The following is a 16,355-nucleotide window of genomic DNA, read 5'->3' as shown; positions in this document are numbered from 1 at the left end:
GTGGTTGTTCGGTAAATCAGTGAAAGTGGTGCATCAGTGGGTGAGGAGCTTGGACAGGAAGTCCTTGGCCCGCTCGCTCTTCGGGTTGGTGAAGAACTCCTCCGGGGTGGCGTCCTCGACGATCTGGCCGTCCGCCATGAAGACCACGCGGTCCGCGGCTTTGCGGGCAAAGCCCATCTCGTGGGTGACCACGATCATGGTCATGCCTTCCTTGGCGAGCTGGATCATCACGTCCAGGACCTCGTTGATCATTTCGGGGTCGAGCGCGGAGGTTGGCTCGTCGAAGAGCATCACCTTGGGCTTCATTGCCAGGGCGCGGGCGATCGCGACACGCTGCTGCTGGCCACCCGAGAGCTGGGCCGGCAGCTTGGGCGCCTGGTGGCCCACGCCCACCCGTTCGAGCAGCGCCATGGCGTCCTTGTCCGCGGCGGCCTTGGCCACGCCCTTGACCTTGATGGGGCCGAGCGTGACGTTTTCCAGGATGGTTTTGTGCGCGAAAAGGTTGAATGACTGGAAGACCATTCCGACGTCGGCACGGAGCTGGGCGAGTTCCTTGCCTTCCTCCGGAAGCACCTTCCCGTCGATGCTGATGGTTCCGCCCTCGATGGTTTCCAAGCGGTTGATGGCGCGGCACAGGGTGGACTTACCGGAGCCGGAAGGCCCGATGACCACAACAACCTCGCCCTTGCGGACCTGCAGATTGATGTCCTTCAGAACGTGCAGCTGGCCGTAGTGCTTATTTACGGCGTTCAAAGAGACGAGGGTATCGCCGGGCACATGAGTAGTCATAGGAAGAATCTAGCGAACTGCGGGCGGCTATGACGGGAATCACCCCAAGTTCCTGCGGATCGTGATTCAAGAGATACCTGCCGCGGGAGGTTAGCCTAGGTGAATGAGCATCAATGCAGATCCGGCCAAAAATTCCCAGCCGCGCCGTAAGGGGCCCCTTGAACTGCGCCGCAAACAGGCAGCCGTGGAAATGTCCGATCAGCATCTGCTCGATACCAAGGGCCCCGGCCAGTTCGTCCATACCGATCCGTGGCGCGTACTGCGGATCCAGAGCGAATTCGTCGAAGGCTTCGGCGCGCTGGCAGACATCGGCAAGGCTGTCAGCGTTTTCGGTTCCGCCCGCACCAAGCCCGGCAGCCCCTATTACGAAATGGGCGTCGAGGTGGGACGGAAACTGGCGGAGGCCGGTGTCGCAATCATTACCGGTGGCGGACCCGGCTCCATGGAGGCAGCCAACCGCGGCGCTGTGGAGGGGAACGGCATGTCCGTTGGTTTGGGCATCGAGCTTCCCTTTGAACAGGGACTGAACCAGTGGGTGGACCTGGGCATCAACTTCCGGTACTTCTTCGCCCGCAAAACCATGTTCGTCAAGTACGCCCAGGGATTCATCGTGCTCCCCGGCGGACTGGGCACGCTTGATGAGCTCTTCGAGGCCATGGTGCTCGTGCAGACCCGGAAGGTCACGTCGTTCCCCATCGTGCTTCTCGGCGTCGACTTCTGGGGCCCCATGATCGACTGGATCAGGGGAACGCTGGTAGCCGAGGGGATGGTCTCCGAAAAGGACCTGGACCTGATCCAGGTGGTTGACGATCCAGCCGAAGCGGTGGACCGCGTCCTCCACGGGGCCATCACCCCGTCCCTGAACGGGGAGCAGCGTCCGGAGTAGCGGCAGCGCCCGGTCTGGCACGATGGAGCAGTGAGCTTTTTTCTGGTTTTCCTCGCCATCGTGCTGGTAGGGGCGGTTTTGTGGGCCAGCCTGGGGCGGCGCCCCCGGAAGTCGGGCCACCGCCCGTTGCCGTCCCTGCTGGACGGTGGCTTTGAGCAGCCGCCGGCCAACCTTCCCCCGGTGCTGCTTCCGGCCAACGCAGCTGCGGAGGACGTGGACCGCGTCCGCTTCTCTTTGGGACTGCGCGGCTACCGGATGGACCAGGTGGACCAGGTCCTTGATGAGCTGAGGGACCAGCTTGCTGCCAGGCAGCAGGAAGTGGACGAGCTGCGCGCCCGGCTGCTGGCCGCTGAGAAGCCGAACCAGGGCAGCCCCGGCGGAACGCGCGACGACGGAACCGCCGTGGCACGCGACGGCGGGAATGCGGTACCAGGGAAGAGCGGGCAGTGAGTACGGTGGCGCGCCGCCGGACGGGCTTTGCTTCTGCCGCCCAGGCCTGGTTTGGGCAGGCCGCTTCCGCCTATCGCAGCTGGCCCTGGTGGGCCCAGGTCACGGTCATCTACGCCGCGGCCCGGCTGGTCAGCGCCTGCATCTTCATGGCCGCCGCACTCCACCAGGGCCCCAATCCCTGGTTCCCGGCCAGGCCCGACTACTGGAGCTTCATCAACATCTGGGATGCGCGCTGGTACGGCGAGGTCATCGCCAACGGATACCCGTCAGTGCTCCCCACAGACGCTGCCGGCAACGTCCAGGAAAACGCCTGGGCCTTCTACCCCCTGTTTCCAGCCCTGGCGGGAGGCCTCAGCAGGCTGACGGGACTGGTTCCTGCCGCCTCACTCACCCTCCTCGCGATGCTGGCCGGTTGGGGAGCGGCGCTGGTGGTTTACACCCTCTTCAGGCACAGGGTGTCCCACATCCCGGCGCTGTGGGGCGTTGCCTTCTTCGCAACTTTCCCGGTCTCGGCCATACTGCAGGTCCCCTACGCAGAGTCACTGTCGCTCCTGCTGCTGGCGGCGGCGCTGCTCCTGGTGGTGCGCCGGCATTACCTGTGGGCCATACCGGTGGTGGTGCTCCTGTGCCTCTCGCGTCCCGTCGGTGTCCCTTTCGCCGCCATGCTCGGGCTCGTCCTGGTGTATCGCCTGCTGGAACGCTTTCGCAGCGGTGGCGCGGCAGGCCTGACAGCGGGGGACCACTCCTTTGGCGACTTGGCGGCACTTGCCGGCCTGACCGCCGTCGCAGGCCTTTCGGCGCTGGCGTGGCCCGCTGCAGCGTGGGCCGCTACCGGCGATTTCCAGGCGTACACCAAGACCGAAACAGTGTGGCGGGGGCATGACCTGGTGCCGTTCAAGCCGTGGTTCGATACCGGCGTCGACCTTTTCGGTCCGGTGTTGGGACTGCTTGCGCCGTTCGTCTTTCTAGCGCTTTTCGGCCTGATGCTGTTCCTGCCGCCTGTGGTGCGGCTCGGCGTCGAACTCCGCCTGTGGTGCGCCTGCTACATGGGGTACCTCCTGGCGTTCCTGCATCCGCAGACCAGTACGTTCCGCATGCTGCTGCCGCTGTTTCCGCTGGCACTGGGAGCCGTGCTGCTGTCCCGTTCGCGGGCCTACCGGGGCACGGTGGTGACCATGTTCCTGCTGCTGCAGATCGTATGGATTGTGTGGTTGTGGGCCTGGGCGCAATTGCCGGGCGGCGGCGATTACCCGCCTTAGTTTTTTCGGACTTCGGTGCAGGTCAGCACAGGAATACCGGCCCGCCGAAAATGTCCATCGATTAGCTACGTGCGGGTAATTCCGCGATAATGGTAAGTAAGCAAGGACAAAAAGCATTCAGAATACGCGCAGCCTTGGCGGTGGAAACTACCGCCGCCATAGCGGCTTGATCGACATGCGGACACAGCCCGCCCGGGCTGATCAGTCCTGGGACAAAATGGAGGGGAATTCCTCATGGCGGCTATGAAACCACGCACCGGCGACGGCCCAATGGAAGTCACCAAGGAGGGCCGCAGCCTGATCATGCGCGTCCCGCTCGAAGGCGGCGGGCGTCTTGTGGTCGAACTGAACGCTGCCGAAGCGGCAAACCTCAAGGAATGCCTCGTCGGCGTTACCGAATAATCGTGAAAGGACAGGGTCCGCAGCCGTGCTGCGGACCCTGTCCTTTATCTTGCTGCCGCGGTGCGGCTACTTCTTGACGGCGACGAGCAGGCCATCTCCGGTGGGAAGCATCGCTGAAGCGAGCCTGTCGTCGTCACGGATCGCCTTGCCAACCTGGCGAAGGACAACCGTGGTGGCCTCGCGGCCGGCAGGGTTTGCCACTTTGTCCTTGTCCAGGGCGTCATTGATGATCAGCAGGCCGGCCCGCTTCAGGAGCCTGATGGCTTGCTCCACGTAGCCGGGCAGGCCGGGCTTGTCGGCGTCGATGAACACCAGGTCGTAGGCAGCATCCGTGAGGCGCGGCAGGACATCGCCTGCGCGGCCGGAAATCGTACGGGTACGGTTGGCCGGGCTGCCGGCCTCAGAGAAGGCCTCCCGCGCGGCCTTCAGGTGTTCCACATCGACGTCGATGGTGGTGAGGACTGCCTGCGGGCCCAGCCCGCGGAGGAGGCACACGCCGGACACTCCCGCCCCCGTTCCAATCTCGACGGCGGTCTGCGCCTTGGACGCGGCAGCCAGGACCGTTAGCACGGCTCCTACGCCCGGTCCGATGGGGGTCACTCCCAGTTCGAAGGAACGCTCCCGGGCCCGAAGCATGACCTCATCCTCAGCGGGCAGATCTTCTGCATAGGACCAGCTGATGGACTTGTCGGCGCTCATGAATTTTCGCTTTCTGGGCGGGAGGGGGAATGTCTTCTACAGCCTACTGTGTCCGGGGGAGCGGGCAGCGGAGGCGGGCTGTTGCGCCCACGGCTGAACTTTCCCGCAGTCAGGAAATTCCCAGCCAAGTTTGAAATGATTATTATCCGCTCATCCAAAAGGTGATCGGCGCCGAATCAGAGATGTCAACAGTATCCGGGCGTTAGCAATTCCACGAGGGGAGTGGACGATGTCATCTTCAGTTGTGGCACCTGTCCCTGCAGTACATAATCCCGACGCTGAGTGGGTCCGTCCTACCTGGGAAGAAGTGGTCACCAACCATTCGGCGAAAGTGTACCGGCTGGCATACCGCCTGACCGGTAACAAGTACGACGCCGAGGACCTCACCCAGGAGGTGTTCGTCCGCGTCTTCCGCTCGCTCGAAAACTTCAAGCCCGGTACCCTGGACGGCTGGCTGCACCGCATCACCACCAACCTGTTCCTGGACCAGGCGCGGCGCAAAACGCGGATCCGGTTCGATGCCTTGGCCGAGGACGCGGAATCCCGCCTCCCCGGACGCGAACCCGGCCCCGAGCAGAGCTTCGAGCTGAACAACCTGGACCTGGATGTCCAGGCAGCACTGGAGGAACTCCCGCCGGACTTCCGGGCCGCCGTCGTCCTGTGCGACCTGGAAGGGTTGTCCTACGATGAGGTGGCAGAGGCGCTGGGCGTTAAGCTCGGAACCGTCCGCTCACGCATCCACCGTGGACGGACCATGCTTCGGGAGAAGCTCGCCCACAGGGATCCACGTCCGCAGCAGGCGCGCCGCAAGCTTTCCATGCCGCGCATCGCGGGCATCCTCTGAACGGCGCATGAGGTCCCCGTTTCCCCTTGGCGGCAGGCACCAGCGAACCTCCGGCCATCTTGCCACGTGCCATGAATGCGCTTCCGCCGTGCGCCGGGAGCGCCAGTACCTGGAACGGCTCCGGGACGCACCCATCCCGCCCGCCAGTGACGACCTGACCGCCCGGCTCCTGGCGCGCACATCGGAGCTGGCGGCAGAGCCTCGGCCTGCTGCCGTCCACCCCGCGCGGCCCCGCGCAGCGGTCCGTGTCTTGGCCCTGACGGCCGGCGGCACGGTAGCGGCCGCCGGTGTGCTGGCCGTTGGCGCTTTTGCTGCAGCCGGTGATCCACTCACCGGAACGGACGCCTCAGCGGCGTTGTCACCCGTTTCGTCGCAGACGCCGGCAGACGGGCGGGCCTTGAGCGCCGAACAGGTCGGCATGCTCCGCTCGGAAGGGTGGGCCTGCCCTGAACTCGAAGCCATGGGGTTCCACCTCGAGTCGGCACAAGCGGTGGTCATTGACGGCCAGCCCGCGGTCCATCTTCGGCTCTCGGACGGATCCCACTACGCCACCGTCACAGAACAGCACCCGCATGCCCGGGACGCTGCCGGTCCGCAGGACAACCCCCTGCAGATCATGGGCTCCTCGCCCTGGTCTGCCACCTACCGGACCGCCGGCCGCACCTTTACCTACGAGTCCAACCTGCCGGCTGAACGCGCTGACGACGCCCTGCCCATCCTGCAGCGCCTGGCCAGCCAGGCGGGAGAGGGTGTCTCAGCCGGAACGGGCAGGAGCAGCAGTGCACCGGAGCCACTGGGCACCCGGCTGCAGCGCGGAATCAACAAGATTGTGGCCCGTTTTACCCAGTAATAAGGGTGGTTTCCGCCCGCGCGTGACGGGAATCGTCACTGGCAGCCCGGAGAGGGTAATCTTCCTAAAGTGTTTGGAATCAACGGCCCGGAGTTCTTTCTTCTGCTGCTCATCGGCATCCTGGTGATCGGCCCCCAGAGGCTGCCCGAATACACCCAGAAACTTGCGAACCTCGTGAAGGAAGTCCGGCGCATGGCCTCCGGTGCCCGCGAGCAGATCAAGGAAGAAGTGGGGATCGACATCGACGATGTCGACTGGAAGAAGTACGATCCCCGCCAGTACGATCCCAGGCGCATCATCAAGGAAGCGCTCCTCGACGACGATCCCAAGCCTGTCAGTGCAGGGGCGCCTGCCGCCGTCGCAGCTGTTTCCGGCGCAGCGGCCGTTGCCGCCGCGGACGTGGCTCCGGCAAGGCCACAGCGGGTGGTACAGTCCCTGCCCGCCGGCGAAGCCGCTCCGTTCGACACCGAAGCCACCTGACCACACCAGGAAGCGGCGCGGGGCGGGTCAGCGCGGCTGCAGCCCCAGTTTCATTCCCGCCAGGCCGCGCGGCACGGCTGCGAGCCGGGCTGCAATTCCTGCCAGCGACTCGGCCGCGGGAGTCCCCGGCTGCCCGATGACAATCGGAACCCCGGCATCCCCACCTACACGGAGCTGGATATCCAGCGGGATCTGTCCCAGCAGGGGAACGTCGGCGCCCACGGTTGCCGTCAGCCTCTCGGTGAGTACCGCCCCGCCGCCGCTTCCGAACAGTTCCATCCGGCCGCCGTCGGGCATCTCCAGGTAGGACATGTTCTCGATCACGCCGGCCACTTTCTGGCCTGTCTGGGTGGCGATGGCACCTGCCCGTTCGGCGACGTCCGCGGCCGCGGCCTGCGGCGTGGTGACCACCAGGATTTCGGCCTTGGGAAGCAGCTGGGCCACCGAGATGGCAATGTCCCCCGTGCCCGGCGGAAGGTCCAGGAACAGGGCATCCAGGTCGCCGAAGTAGACATCCGTGAGGAACTGTTCAAGGGCCCGGTGCAGCATGGGTCCCCGCCAGGCCACCGGCTGGTTGCCGGTGACGAACATCCCGATGGAGATGACCTTTACGCCGTAGGCAACGGGCGGCAGGATCATGTCGTCCACGCGGGTGGGCGCCTGGGTGATGCCCATCAGTCCCGGCACGGAGAAGCCGTACACGTCGGCGTCCACTATGCCCACCCGCAGTCCCTGCGCGGCCAGGGCGCACGCCAGATTGACGGTGACCGAGGACTTGCCCACCCCGCCCTTGCCGCTTGCCACGGCGAAGACCTTGGTCAAGGAGTCGGGCTGGTTGAACGGGATGCCGCGCTGCCCGCCGGGGCCGCGGAGCTTCTCCTTGAGGGCGTCCCGCTGTGCCTGGGACATCACCTTCAGGTCGACGTCGACGGCGGTGACGCCCGGCACGGCGAAGAGGGCCTTTTCGGAGTCGGAGGTGATGGTGTCGCGGAGCGGGCAGCCCGCAATGGTGAGCAGCACTGCCAGCCTGACCCTGCCGTCGTCGGACACGCTGACGGAGTCCACCATCCCCAACTCGGTGATGGGGCGCCGGAGTTCAGGGTCGATGACAGTCGCGAGGGCATTGTTGATGGCCTCGGCCAGCTGGGAGTTGGCGATGGGTGTGCTCACTATCTGGTCCTGGGGTTACCTGTCTTGGGTGGAGTGGCCTGGCTTGACCCGGGGAATCTGCTGCGTGCGCGGGTTCCGCTGCCGGTCACGCTGTTCCCGGAGCTTGTCCTTGACCTTGTCCCGCGGGGACTCGTGGCTGCCGGGGCCGGAAGGGTCATGGGTCCTCAGCTCTTCCTGGGCCTCCAGCATGTCCTCCAGCAGTGACCGCAGCTCCGCCCGGACGTAGTCGCGGGTGGCCACCTCGCGCAGCGCGATCCGCAGCGAAGCGAGTTCCCGGGTGAGGTATTCGGTGTCCGAGAGGTTGCGTTCGGCGCGCTGGCGGTCCTGCTGCAGCGAAACGCGGTCCCGGTCATCCTGCCGGTTCTGCGCCAGCAGCAGCAGCGGCGCCGCGTACGAGGCCTGCAGGGAGAGCATCAGGGTCAGCAGCGTAAAGCCGAGGTCGCGGGAGTCGAACTGCCACTCCAGCGGCGCAAACGTGTTCCACGCCAGCCAGACCACAACGAACACCGTCATGTACACCAGGAACTGCGGCGTGCCCATGAAGCGCGCGAAACCCTCCGTGGCATGCCCGAAGGCATCCGGGTCCGGGGAGAACTTGGGCAGGATCCGCTGGCGGCCGCTCAGGGGCGTGTCCAGGCTGCCCATGTTGTTCTTGGCCGCCCTGCCCGGGATCCGCTGGTTGGGGGTCTTCGGAGCGGTGTTGTCAGCCAATGCGGCCACCGAGCTTTCTTATCGGGGCTTCGCCATCATGGGCGCGCCAGTCATCCGGCAACAGATGATCAAGGACGTCATCAACAGTCACCGCCCCCACAAGGCGGCCGGTGTCATTGACCACCGGCAGGGAATTGAGGTTGTACGTCGCCAGGGTGCGGGCTACCTCGCTGATGTGTGCCTGGTCGGACAGCGGCTCCAGGTTCTTGTCCACCAGGTTCCCCAGCGGCTCGAAGGGCGGGAACCTCAACAGCTGCTGGATGTGCACCACGCCCAGGAAACGCCCGGTGGGTGTTTCCAGCGGGGGCCGGGCAATAAAGATGGAGGAGGCAAGGGCCGGTGACAGTTCCTCACGGCGCACGTGGGCCAGGGCCTCGGCCACGGTTGCTTCCGGAGGCAGGATCACCGGGACGGGCGTCATAAGGCCGCCGGCGGTGTCCTCGTCGTATTCCAGGAGGCGCCGGACGTCCTCGGCACCCTCCGGCTCCATCAGCTGGAGCAGCTCCTCCGCCTGGGCGGAGGGGAGCTCGCCAAGGAGGTCGGCGGCGTCGTCCGGATCCATCTCCTCCAGGACGTCGGCGGCCCGCTGCACGTCCAAGGCGGAGAGGATCTCCACCTGGTCATCCTCCGGAAGCTCCTGGAGGACGTCGGCGAGCCTTTCGTCCTGAAGTTCGCTGGCAACCTCGAAACGGCGTTTGTCGCTCATTTCCTGGAGGGCCTCGGCAAAGTCGGCGGGCTTGAGGTCCTCGTGGTTGGCCACGAACTGGGTGGCGGCCTGCGGCTCGGTGCGCGGGCCCTGCAGGGCGTCGGCCCAGTCGATGATCAGGGTTTCGTTGCGGCGCAGCCGGCTGAGGGGAGAGAGGGAATGGCCGCGGCGGACGAAGAGCTTGCTGACGAACCAGTCGCGGGAGCGTGTCTGGTCCATGGCGATATCTTCGATGGTGGCGTCGCCGCTGCCGTCGCGCAGCGTCACGCGGCGGTCGAACATCTCGGCCACCACCAGCGTCTCCGCGCCGCGCTGCTCGAAACGGCGCAAATTGACCAGCCCCGTGCAAATGATCTGGGTCTGGTCGATGGAGGTGATGCGTGTCATGGGCACAAAGACGCGCTTTTTTCCCGGTACTTCCACCACGATGCCCACCACGTGGGGCGCGCCCTGGGTTCCGCGGGACAGCACAACAACATCGCGCAGCCGGCCCAGCCGGTCGCCCAGCGGGTCGAAGACGTCGAGGCCCAGCAGGCGGGCCACGAAGACGCGGGTAGGTGTTGTGCTCACCCCTACAGGCTACCGAGTCTGCTCTCTTTTAGCTGAATTCACAGGCAGCATCCATACGGATGGGCAAGAATGGGACCATGGCAAACATTTTTGGTGCTCCCAAGGCAGGTGGCCCCAACGGCATGGACGACGCCAGGGCCGTTCCCACCGGCGACACCGTCGGCTCCTATACCTCTTACCTGGATGCCCAGAAGGCGGTGGATTACCTCGCGGACCAGCAGTTCCCGGTACACATGGTATCCATCGTGGGCAACGAACTGAAGATGGTGGAGCGGGTGACGGGCCGGCTGAGCTACCCCCGGGTGGCCCTTTCCGGCGCACTGAGCGGCATGTGGTTCGGCCTGTTCGTGGGTGTGCTGCTCTCGTTCTTCGCGCCCTCGCCCGGGTACTTCTCCATCCTCACGTCGGTGCTGATGGGCGCCGCGTTCTTTATGCTCTTCGGCATCGTCACCTATGCCATGCAGCGGGGCAAGCGGGATTTCACCTCCACCAGCCAGGTGGTTGCCACCAGCTACGACGTCGTGGTGTCGCCTGAGGCGGCGCACGAGGCCCGGCGGCTCCTGCAGCAGCTGCCCATGAGCCGCTCGGACGCGGCCACAGGCAACGGCCCCTACACGCAGCGCGACTACCAGAACCAGCCGTTCCAGCAGAACCAGAACTACCAGCAGCCGGGCCAGGGCCCGGCCCGCCCGTCGGGCTGGAACGACCCCTACGGCCAGTCCTCGGGATCCTCCGCCCAGGACAGCAGCTACCCTGCTGCCGGCAGCCAGCAGCAGGGTGTCCAGCAGGACGGACAGAATAACGACGGCGGCCCGCGCCAGGAGCCGGTGCGCACGGTCCGTTACCCTGACCTGCCGGACGGCCGGCCCCAATACGGCGTCCGGTTGCCCCAGGAACCGGCTCCGGGGCAGGCCCAGCCGGACGTGGACCAGCCCGGTGCCAGCCAGGTGCCCGGCGGCACAGTGCCCGCCACGGACGCCGATCGCGATGGAGACGGCCAGCAGCGGCCCGGCGGTCCGCGGCAGTAGCCGTTCCAAGAACACGAAAAAGCGGAACCGCCGGACACTTCCGGGGGTCCCGCTTTTTCGTTTGCCGAATGCCCTAAGCCGGGCGCACTGCCTGCCTAAGGCGGGCTACGAGGCGGCGTCAGCCTCGCGGTAGATGCCGGCCATCCAGTCCTCAACGTCTTCCGCCTTGCGCGGGAGGGCGGCACTGAGGTTGACCGGGCCGTCAGCGGTCATCAGGATGTCGTCCTCGATCCGGACGCCGATTCCGCGGTATTCCTCGGGAATGGCCAGGTCCTCTTCCTTGAAGTAGAGGCCGGGCTCGATGGTGAACACCATGCCTTCTGTAAGGATGCCGTCCAGGTAAAGCTCCCGCTTCGCCTGTGCGCAGTCATGGACGTCCAGTCCCAGATGGTGGCTGGTGCCGTGCGGCATCCAGCGGCGGTGCTGCTGGCCTTCGGGGCTGATGGCTTCCTCCACGCTGACGGGAAGGAGGCCCCATGCGGCGAGCCGCTCGGCCAGGACGGTGGTGGCGGCCGTGTGGATGTCCCGGAACTTTGTGCCGGGACGCGCAGCGGCGAAGCCGGCGTCTGCGGCGTCGAGCACTGCCTCGTAGACCTTGCGCTGGACGTCGCTGAACACCCCGCTGGCGGGAAGGGTGCGGGTGATGTCAGCTGTGTAGAGGGAATCGACTTCCACGCCTGCGTCGAGCAGCAGGAGTTCGCCGGCACTGATTTTTCCGGTGTTGCGGGTCCAGTGCAGGACCGTGGCGTTGTTGCCGGACGCTGCTATGGTGTCGTAGCCCAACTCGTTGCCCACCTCGCGTGCACGGGCGAAGAACGCGCCCTCAACCACCCGTTCGCCCCGGGCGTGGGTCAGTGCCCGCGGCAGGGCCTTAACCACTTCTTCGAAACCTTCAACGGTGGCGGCCACGGCGGACTTCATCTGCTCGATTTCCCAGTCATCCTTGAGCAGGCGCAGCTCGGAGAGGGCTTCGCTGAGTTTTTCATCGAGGGCATCCAGGACACCCAGGTCCAGGTTGTCCGGATCCTTCGCCGTGTTGTAGCGGGCCGTGTCCACCAGGGCATCGATGTTTTCGTCCACCTTGCGGACCAGCCTGATGGAAATGCCGCCGATCTCCGGCGCGCCCACGTTTTTGGTGATGGCCGTTTCCAGCTGGTCGATGTGGGCTGTTGCCAGGCCCAGGCGGGCCTCGAACTCGGCCAGGGTGGGACGGGCCCCGATCCAGAACTCCCCGGAACGCGCGTCTGCGTAGAACTGCTCCGTGTCCCTGCCGGCCAGCGGCCGGAAGTAGAGCGTGGCACGGTGGTGCCCGCCGTCGTCGCCCTTTCCTTCCTCGACAGGCTCCAGGATCAGCACGGCGTCCGGCTCGTGGTCCAGGCCGAGGCCGGTCAGGTGCGCAAAGCCGGAGTGTGGGCGGAACCGGTAATCGCAGTCGTTGGACCGGACCTTCAGCGGACCGGCGGGGATGACCAGGCGTTCGCCTGCGAACTGGGAGGAGATGGCCTTGCGCCGGTTTGCGGCGTAGCCGGCCACGGCGTCGCGGCCGGGAAGCTCCTCGTTTGACGGCGCCCAATTGCTGGCCATGAAGGCCTTGAAAGCGTCGGAACTGGGCCGCTGCGAGCGGTTGTTGACCCGCTCTTCCAGCGGCTGGGAAGCAGAGTTCGGGGTGTTATCGGCATGGTTCACGGCACCATCGTCTCACCAGCTTCCCGGCGATGCGAATGGGCTTCCCGCGGGCCGGCGGCCCGTCTACTAGGCTGGACTGGTGAGGATCGACCTGCATGCCCACTCGAATGTCTCCGACGGCACGGAGAAACCCGCCGACGTCATGGCCTCCGCTGCCCGCGCCGGCCTGGACGTGGTGGCGCTGACCGACCATGACTCCACGGACGGCTGGGCGGAAGCGTCTGCCGCCGCTGCGGAGCACGGGGTGGCGCTGGTGCCCGGCATGGAGGTTTCCTGCCGGACCGGCGAAGGGATCAGTGTCCATCTCCTGAGCTACCTGCACGATCCCGCGCATGCGGGGCTGCTGGAGGAGATTACTAAAGCCAAGGATGCGCGCCTGACCCGCGCCGAGCGCATGGTCACGCTCCTTGCCGAGGACTACCCGCTCACGTGGGATGACGTCATCCACCATGTCGCTCCGGGTGCGACGCTCGGCCGCCCGCACATCGCCGACGCCCTGGTGGCGGCCGGGGTTGTGGAGGACCGCTCCGAGGCGTTCGCGTCCATCCTCACCTCGCGGTCGCGCTACTTCATCCAGCACTACGCACCCGACCCCGCCACCGCCGTCGAACTGGTCCGCGCAGCCGGCGGAGTCCCGGTCTTCGCCCATCCGGTGGCGTCCGCCAGGGGCAGGATTGTGGGCGAGCGCGTCTACCAGGAGATGATCGACGCCGGGTTGGCAGGGCTGGAAATCGACCACCGTGACAACCCGGAGGAAGGCCGCGCGTTCCTGCGGCGGCTCGCGGAGAAGCATGACCTGCTGATCACGGGCTCCTCCGACTACCACGGCACGGGCAAGCCCAACCTGCTGGGGGAGAACCTGACGGCACCGGACGTCCTGGCCCGGATCGAGGAGCTGGGCACGGGGACCGCCGTCGTCCGCCCCTGATCCTGCCCGGCTTCCCCAACTGAGTAGCGCGATCTGTCGTTAAGGAGCCCCAGAACGACAGTTAGCGCTACCTAGTTGGGCTGGTGGGTCACGAAGGTGGCGTGGGCACCCAGCCGCTTGGCCATGATGTCCACGGCCGGCTGGTTCTGGTCCACGCAGACGAACCTGCGGCCCAGCTTGGCGGCCACCGCGCCCAGGGTCCCGGAACCGGCGAAGAAGTCCAGGCACCAGTCGCCGGGCCGGCTTGAGGCGGCCACGACCCGGCGGACCAGTCCCTCAGGCTTCTGGGTGGGGTAGCCGGTTTTTTCCTTGCCGGTGGGGGAGACGATGGTGTGCCACCAGACATCCGTGGGCAGCTTGCCCAACTCACGCTTGGCAGGGGTCACCAGGCCGGGGGCCATGTAGGGTTCCCGGTCCACCTCGGCGCTGTCGAAGTGGTACTTCGCGGGGTTCTTGACATACACCAGGATGTTGTCGTGCTTGGTGGGCCAGCGGTTCTTGGCGCGGGCGCCATAGTCATAGGCCCAAATGATCTCGTTCAGAAAGCATTCCCGGCCAAAGATGGCATCCAGCATCACCTTGGCGTAGTGCACCTCGCGGTAGTCCAGGTGCAGGTACAGGGTGCCGTCCTCGGCCAGCAGGCGCCAGGCCTCCACGAGCCGCGGCTCCAGGAAGGACCAGTAGTCGCTGAACGCGTCGTCGTACCGGTGCAGGGCACCCTTGATGGTGTCGTAGGAGCGGCCCTTGAAGCCCACCCGGTCCCCGCCGCCCTCGGCGTTGGCCACCATCCTGGTTTCCTGGCGCAGCTGCGGCCTGCCCGTGTTGAAGGGCGGATCCACGTAAATCAGTGTGAAGGCGCCGGCCGGCAGGGTGGGGAGGTACTCCGCGTTGTCCGCGTGCACCACCAGGCTGCCGCCGTCCGGCGCCCAAACAGTGTCAGTCATGAAGGCAGTTAGCCCTCGCTGCTGCCAGGCTGTGCGCCCTTGTCCGTGCCGGCAACCACTTCACCGTTGCGGCGGCGGGTACGGGTGCGGGTGCGCCGGGCACGCGAAGGCTGCTCGCCGTCGGTTCCGGTTGCGGACTCGCCGGCGGATGCGGAGGCTGCGGCAGGCTCGGAAGAACGACGGCGGCGCTCGCCTGAGCGGGCGGCGGAATCGCCGCCGCGGCCACCTTCACGGCCACCGGTCTTGCCTGAGCGCCCACGGCTGTCACGGTCCCGGCCGTCCCCGCTGCGGGGGCTGCGGCTGTTCTTCTTGCCGGTTTCGCCCAGGTCCTCCAGGACTTCGGCATCGACGCCGGCCAAGGTGCGCTTGTCCCGCGGCAGCCGGCCCTTGGTGCCCTCGGGGATGTCCAGGTCCGTGTACAGGTGCGGCGAGGAGGAGTACGTTTCGACGGGCTCGGGCACGCTCAGCCCCAGGGCCTTGTTGATGAGGCCCCAGCGCGGCATGTCGTCCCAGTCCACGAACGTGACGGCTGTGCCCTTGTTGCCGGCGCGGCCGGTGCGGCCCACCCGGTGCAGGTAGATCTTCTCGTCTTCCACGCACTGGTAGTTGATGACGTGGGTGACGTCCTCGACGTCGATGCCGCGGGCAGCAACGTCCGTCGCAACGAGCACGTCCACCTTGTTGTTGCGGAAGGCGCGCAGGGCCTGCTCACGGGCACCCTGGCCAAGGTCGCCGTGGATGGCGGCAGCGGCGAATCCGCGGTCCACCAGCTCCTCGGCAACCTTCGCGGCGGTGCGCTTGGTCTTGGTGAAGATGATGGTGCGTCCCCGCCCCCGGGCCTGCAGGATGCGGGCCACCACTTCGGTCTTGTCCATGCTGTGTGCACGGTAGATGAGCTGGCGGATGTCCCGCTTGGTCAGGCCCTCGTCCTCGGGGTCCGCCGCACGGATGTGCGTCGGCTGAGTCATGTACCGGCGTGCCATGGCGATGACCGGGCCGGGCATGGTGGCGGAAAACAGCAGGGTCTGCCGGACGGCAGGGGTGCCGGCAATCAGGGTTTCCACGTCCGGCAGGAAGCCCAGGTCCAGCATCTCGTCGGCTTCGTCGAGCACAACGATCTTGACGTTCTTGAGGCTCAGGTGCTTCTGCTTGTAGAGGTCGATCAGGCGGCCGGGCGTGCCCACCACAACCTCCACGCCCTGCTTCAGGGCTTCCACCTGCGGCTCGTAGGCGCGGCCGCCGTAGATGGTGGTGATGCGGGCATTGCGCTTGCGGGAGGCGGTCTGCAGGTCATTGGCCACCTGCACCGCGAGTTCGCGCGTGGGGACGATGACCAGGGCCTGCGGAGCGCCCGGAACGGCCAGCTTCGCGTAGCCGGGGTCGTCCTGCCCGACGACGCGCTGCAGCGCCGGGATGCCGAAGCCCAGGGTCTTGCCGGTACCGGTCTTGGCCTGTCCGATGATGTCGTGGCCGGACAGCGCCACGGGCAGGGTCATGGCCTGGATGGGGAAGGGGTGGGTAATCCCGGCGTCGGCCAGCGATTCCACGATGTCTTCGCGGACGTTGTAGTCGGCGAAGGACTTTTCCGCGATTTCGTGCGGCTTCTCATCGGAGATGATGGTTTCTTCGGGCTCGATGGTCTCAGTGCCGGTGTCGTCCGTCAGAAGCTGATGGGTATGCAATTCACTCACAGGGAGTTTCCTTATTCATTTGGGCAATGGCGCTGCCTGCTCAACGGGCCGGCCGGGGAGGCTGATCCGGAGCACGCTCGGGCGCGCAAGCAATTCCAGTGGAAGCCGATCGCGGGCTATCTATATGCTGGCACTGGTGACCAGCGGGCAAATCTCAAGATCGCGTAGGGGCGGGCTTGTTGGTTTCAAATCAAGGAAATCAACGACCGGGCATCCATATCTACTTCTCCAGTCTAGCCGTACACCGCCTAAATCCCGGTTT

17 protein-coding genes are annotated in these 16,355 nt (G+C 66.1%); 9 read left to right on the top strand and 8 right to left on the bottom strand.

Annotation, left to right across the window (positions count from 1 at the left end; genetic code table 11):
• Window positions 1–33: 33 nt before the first annotated feature.
• Window positions 34–789 carry an amino acid ABC transporter ATP-binding protein gene (locus ACZ9BC_RS11700; protein ID WP_476246088.1) on the bottom strand — a complete coding sequence of 252 codons (756 nt, stop codon included), beginning with the start codon at window positions 787–789 and terminating at the stop codon, window positions 34–36.
• Window positions 790–892: 103 nt separating this feature from the next.
• Here ACZ9BC_RS11700 and ACZ9BC_RS11695 point away from each other — a divergent pair, with 103 nt between their 5' ends.
• From ACZ9BC_RS11695 to ACZ9BC_RS11680, 4 genes are all read left to right on the top strand, one after another.
• Window positions 893–1,675, top strand: coding sequence for an LOG family protein (locus tag ACZ9BC_RS11695; protein ID WP_476246087.1), 783 nt, complete (start codon window positions 893–895; stop codon window positions 1,673–1,675).
• A gap of 30 nt (window positions 1,676–1,705) precedes the next feature.
• Entirely contained in the window at window positions 1,706–2,125 is a 420-nt protein-coding gene (locus tag ACZ9BC_RS11690; RefSeq protein WP_476246086.1) for a DivIVA domain-containing protein, read from the top strand.
• Window positions 2,122–3,384, top strand: coding sequence for a hypothetical protein (locus tag ACZ9BC_RS11685; protein WP_476246085.1), 1,263 nt, complete (start codon window positions 2,122–2,124; stop codon window positions 3,382–3,384). Before ACZ9BC_RS11690 ends, ACZ9BC_RS11685 begins: the two co-directional genes overlap by 4 nt.
• Window positions 3,385–3,618: 234 nt before the next feature.
• A complete protein-coding gene (locus ACZ9BC_RS11680) occupies window positions 3,619–3,786 on the top strand; it encodes a DUF3117 domain-containing protein (RefSeq protein ID WP_009357720.1) in 168 nt (55 codons plus the stop codon).
• A 66-nt stretch (window positions 3,787–3,852) separates the two neighbouring features.
• On the opposite strand, the gene ACZ9BC_RS11675 is transcribed toward ACZ9BC_RS11680, so the two are convergent.
• A complete protein-coding gene (locus ACZ9BC_RS11675) occupies window positions 3,853–4,485 on the bottom strand; it encodes an O-methyltransferase (RefSeq protein ID WP_079597322.1) in 633 nt (210 codons plus the stop codon).
• 229 nt (window positions 4,486–4,714) lie between these two features.
• Here ACZ9BC_RS11675 and sigE point away from each other — a divergent pair, with 229 nt between their 5' ends.
• The 3 genes from sigE (at window position 4,715) to ACZ9BC_RS11660 (ending at window position 6,659) form a co-directional block, all read left to right on the top strand.
• A complete protein-coding gene (sigE, locus tag ACZ9BC_RS11670) occupies window positions 4,715–5,329 on the top strand; it encodes an RNA polymerase sigma factor SigE (protein WP_079597321.1) in 615 nt (204 codons plus the stop codon).
• 7 nt (window positions 5,330–5,336) lie between these two features.
• Window positions 5,337–6,179: an anti-sigma factor gene (locus ACZ9BC_RS11665; RefSeq protein WP_476246084.1), complete on the top strand. Its 843-nt coding sequence runs from the start codon at window positions 5,337–5,339 to the stop codon at window positions 6,177–6,179.
• A gap of 69 nt (window positions 6,180–6,248) precedes the next feature.
• Entirely contained in the window at window positions 6,249–6,659 is a 411-nt protein-coding gene (locus tag ACZ9BC_RS11660; protein WP_476246083.1) for a twin-arginine translocase TatA/TatE family subunit, read from the top strand.
• Between the two features lie 27 nt (window positions 6,660–6,686).
• Here the strand turns inward: ACZ9BC_RS11660 and ACZ9BC_RS11655 are convergent, their stop codons facing one another.
• From ACZ9BC_RS11655 to ACZ9BC_RS11645, 3 genes are read right to left on the bottom strand one after another with little or no spacing between them, the layout of a single operon-like run.
• Window positions 6,687–7,829 carry an Mrp/NBP35 family ATP-binding protein gene (locus ACZ9BC_RS11655; protein WP_476246082.1) on the bottom strand — a complete coding sequence of 381 codons (1,143 nt, stop codon included), beginning with the start codon at window positions 7,827–7,829 and terminating at the stop codon, window positions 6,687–6,689.
• 15 nt (window positions 7,830–7,844) lie between these two features.
• The gene (locus tag ACZ9BC_RS11650; RefSeq protein ID WP_104443484.1) at window positions 7,845–8,549 is read right to left on the bottom strand and encodes a DUF1003 domain-containing protein; all 705 of its coding nucleotides are present in this window, start codon (window positions 8,547–8,549) and stop codon (window positions 7,845–7,847) included.
• Window positions 8,533–9,816, bottom strand: coding sequence for a magnesium transporter MgtE N-terminal domain-containing protein (locus ACZ9BC_RS11645; RefSeq protein ID WP_079597317.1), 1,284 nt, complete (start codon window positions 9,814–9,816; stop codon window positions 8,533–8,535). The genes ACZ9BC_RS11650 and ACZ9BC_RS11645 overlap by 17 nt, the downstream gene beginning before the upstream one ends.
• 77 nt (window positions 9,817–9,893) lie before the next feature.
• On the opposite strand from ACZ9BC_RS11645, the gene ACZ9BC_RS11640 reads away from it, so the two are divergent.
• Window positions 9,894–10,844 carry a YflT domain-containing protein gene (locus ACZ9BC_RS11640; protein WP_476246081.1) on the top strand — a complete coding sequence of 317 codons (951 nt, stop codon included), beginning with the start codon at window positions 9,894–9,896 and terminating at the stop codon, window positions 10,842–10,844.
• A 105-nt stretch (window positions 10,845–10,949) separates the two neighbouring features.
• Here ACZ9BC_RS11640 and ACZ9BC_RS11635 read toward each other — a convergent pair whose 3' ends face one another.
• Window positions 10,950–12,530 (bottom strand): aminopeptidase P family protein, encoded by a 1,581-nt coding sequence (locus tag ACZ9BC_RS11635; protein WP_476246080.1) that lies wholly within the window; start codon window positions 12,528–12,530, stop codon window positions 10,950–10,952.
• A gap of 79 nt (window positions 12,531–12,609) precedes the next feature.
• On the opposite strand from ACZ9BC_RS11635, the gene ACZ9BC_RS11630 reads away from it, so the two are divergent.
• Window positions 12,610–13,458, top strand: coding sequence for a PHP domain-containing protein (locus ACZ9BC_RS11630; RefSeq protein ID WP_476246079.1), 849 nt, complete (start codon window positions 12,610–12,612; stop codon window positions 13,456–13,458).
• Window positions 13,459–13,529: 71 nt separating this feature from the next.
• Here ACZ9BC_RS11630 and ACZ9BC_RS11625 read toward each other — a convergent pair whose 3' ends face one another.
• Both ACZ9BC_RS11625 and ACZ9BC_RS11620 read right to left on the bottom strand, forming a co-directional pair.
• Window positions 13,530–14,402: a DNA-methyltransferase gene (locus ACZ9BC_RS11625; protein WP_476246078.1), complete on the bottom strand. Its 873-nt coding sequence runs from the start codon at window positions 14,400–14,402 to the stop codon at window positions 13,530–13,532.
• 8 nt (window positions 14,403–14,410) lie between these two features.
• A complete protein-coding gene (locus ACZ9BC_RS11620) occupies window positions 14,411–16,093 on the bottom strand; it encodes a DEAD/DEAH box helicase (protein WP_476246077.1) in 1,683 nt (560 codons plus the stop codon).
• Window positions 16,094–16,355 lie beyond the last annotated feature (262 nt).

Source organism: Pseudarthrobacter sp. TE3704 (assembly GCF_056279405.1).
This window is presented reverse-complemented; position numbering and strand designations above follow the sequence as displayed.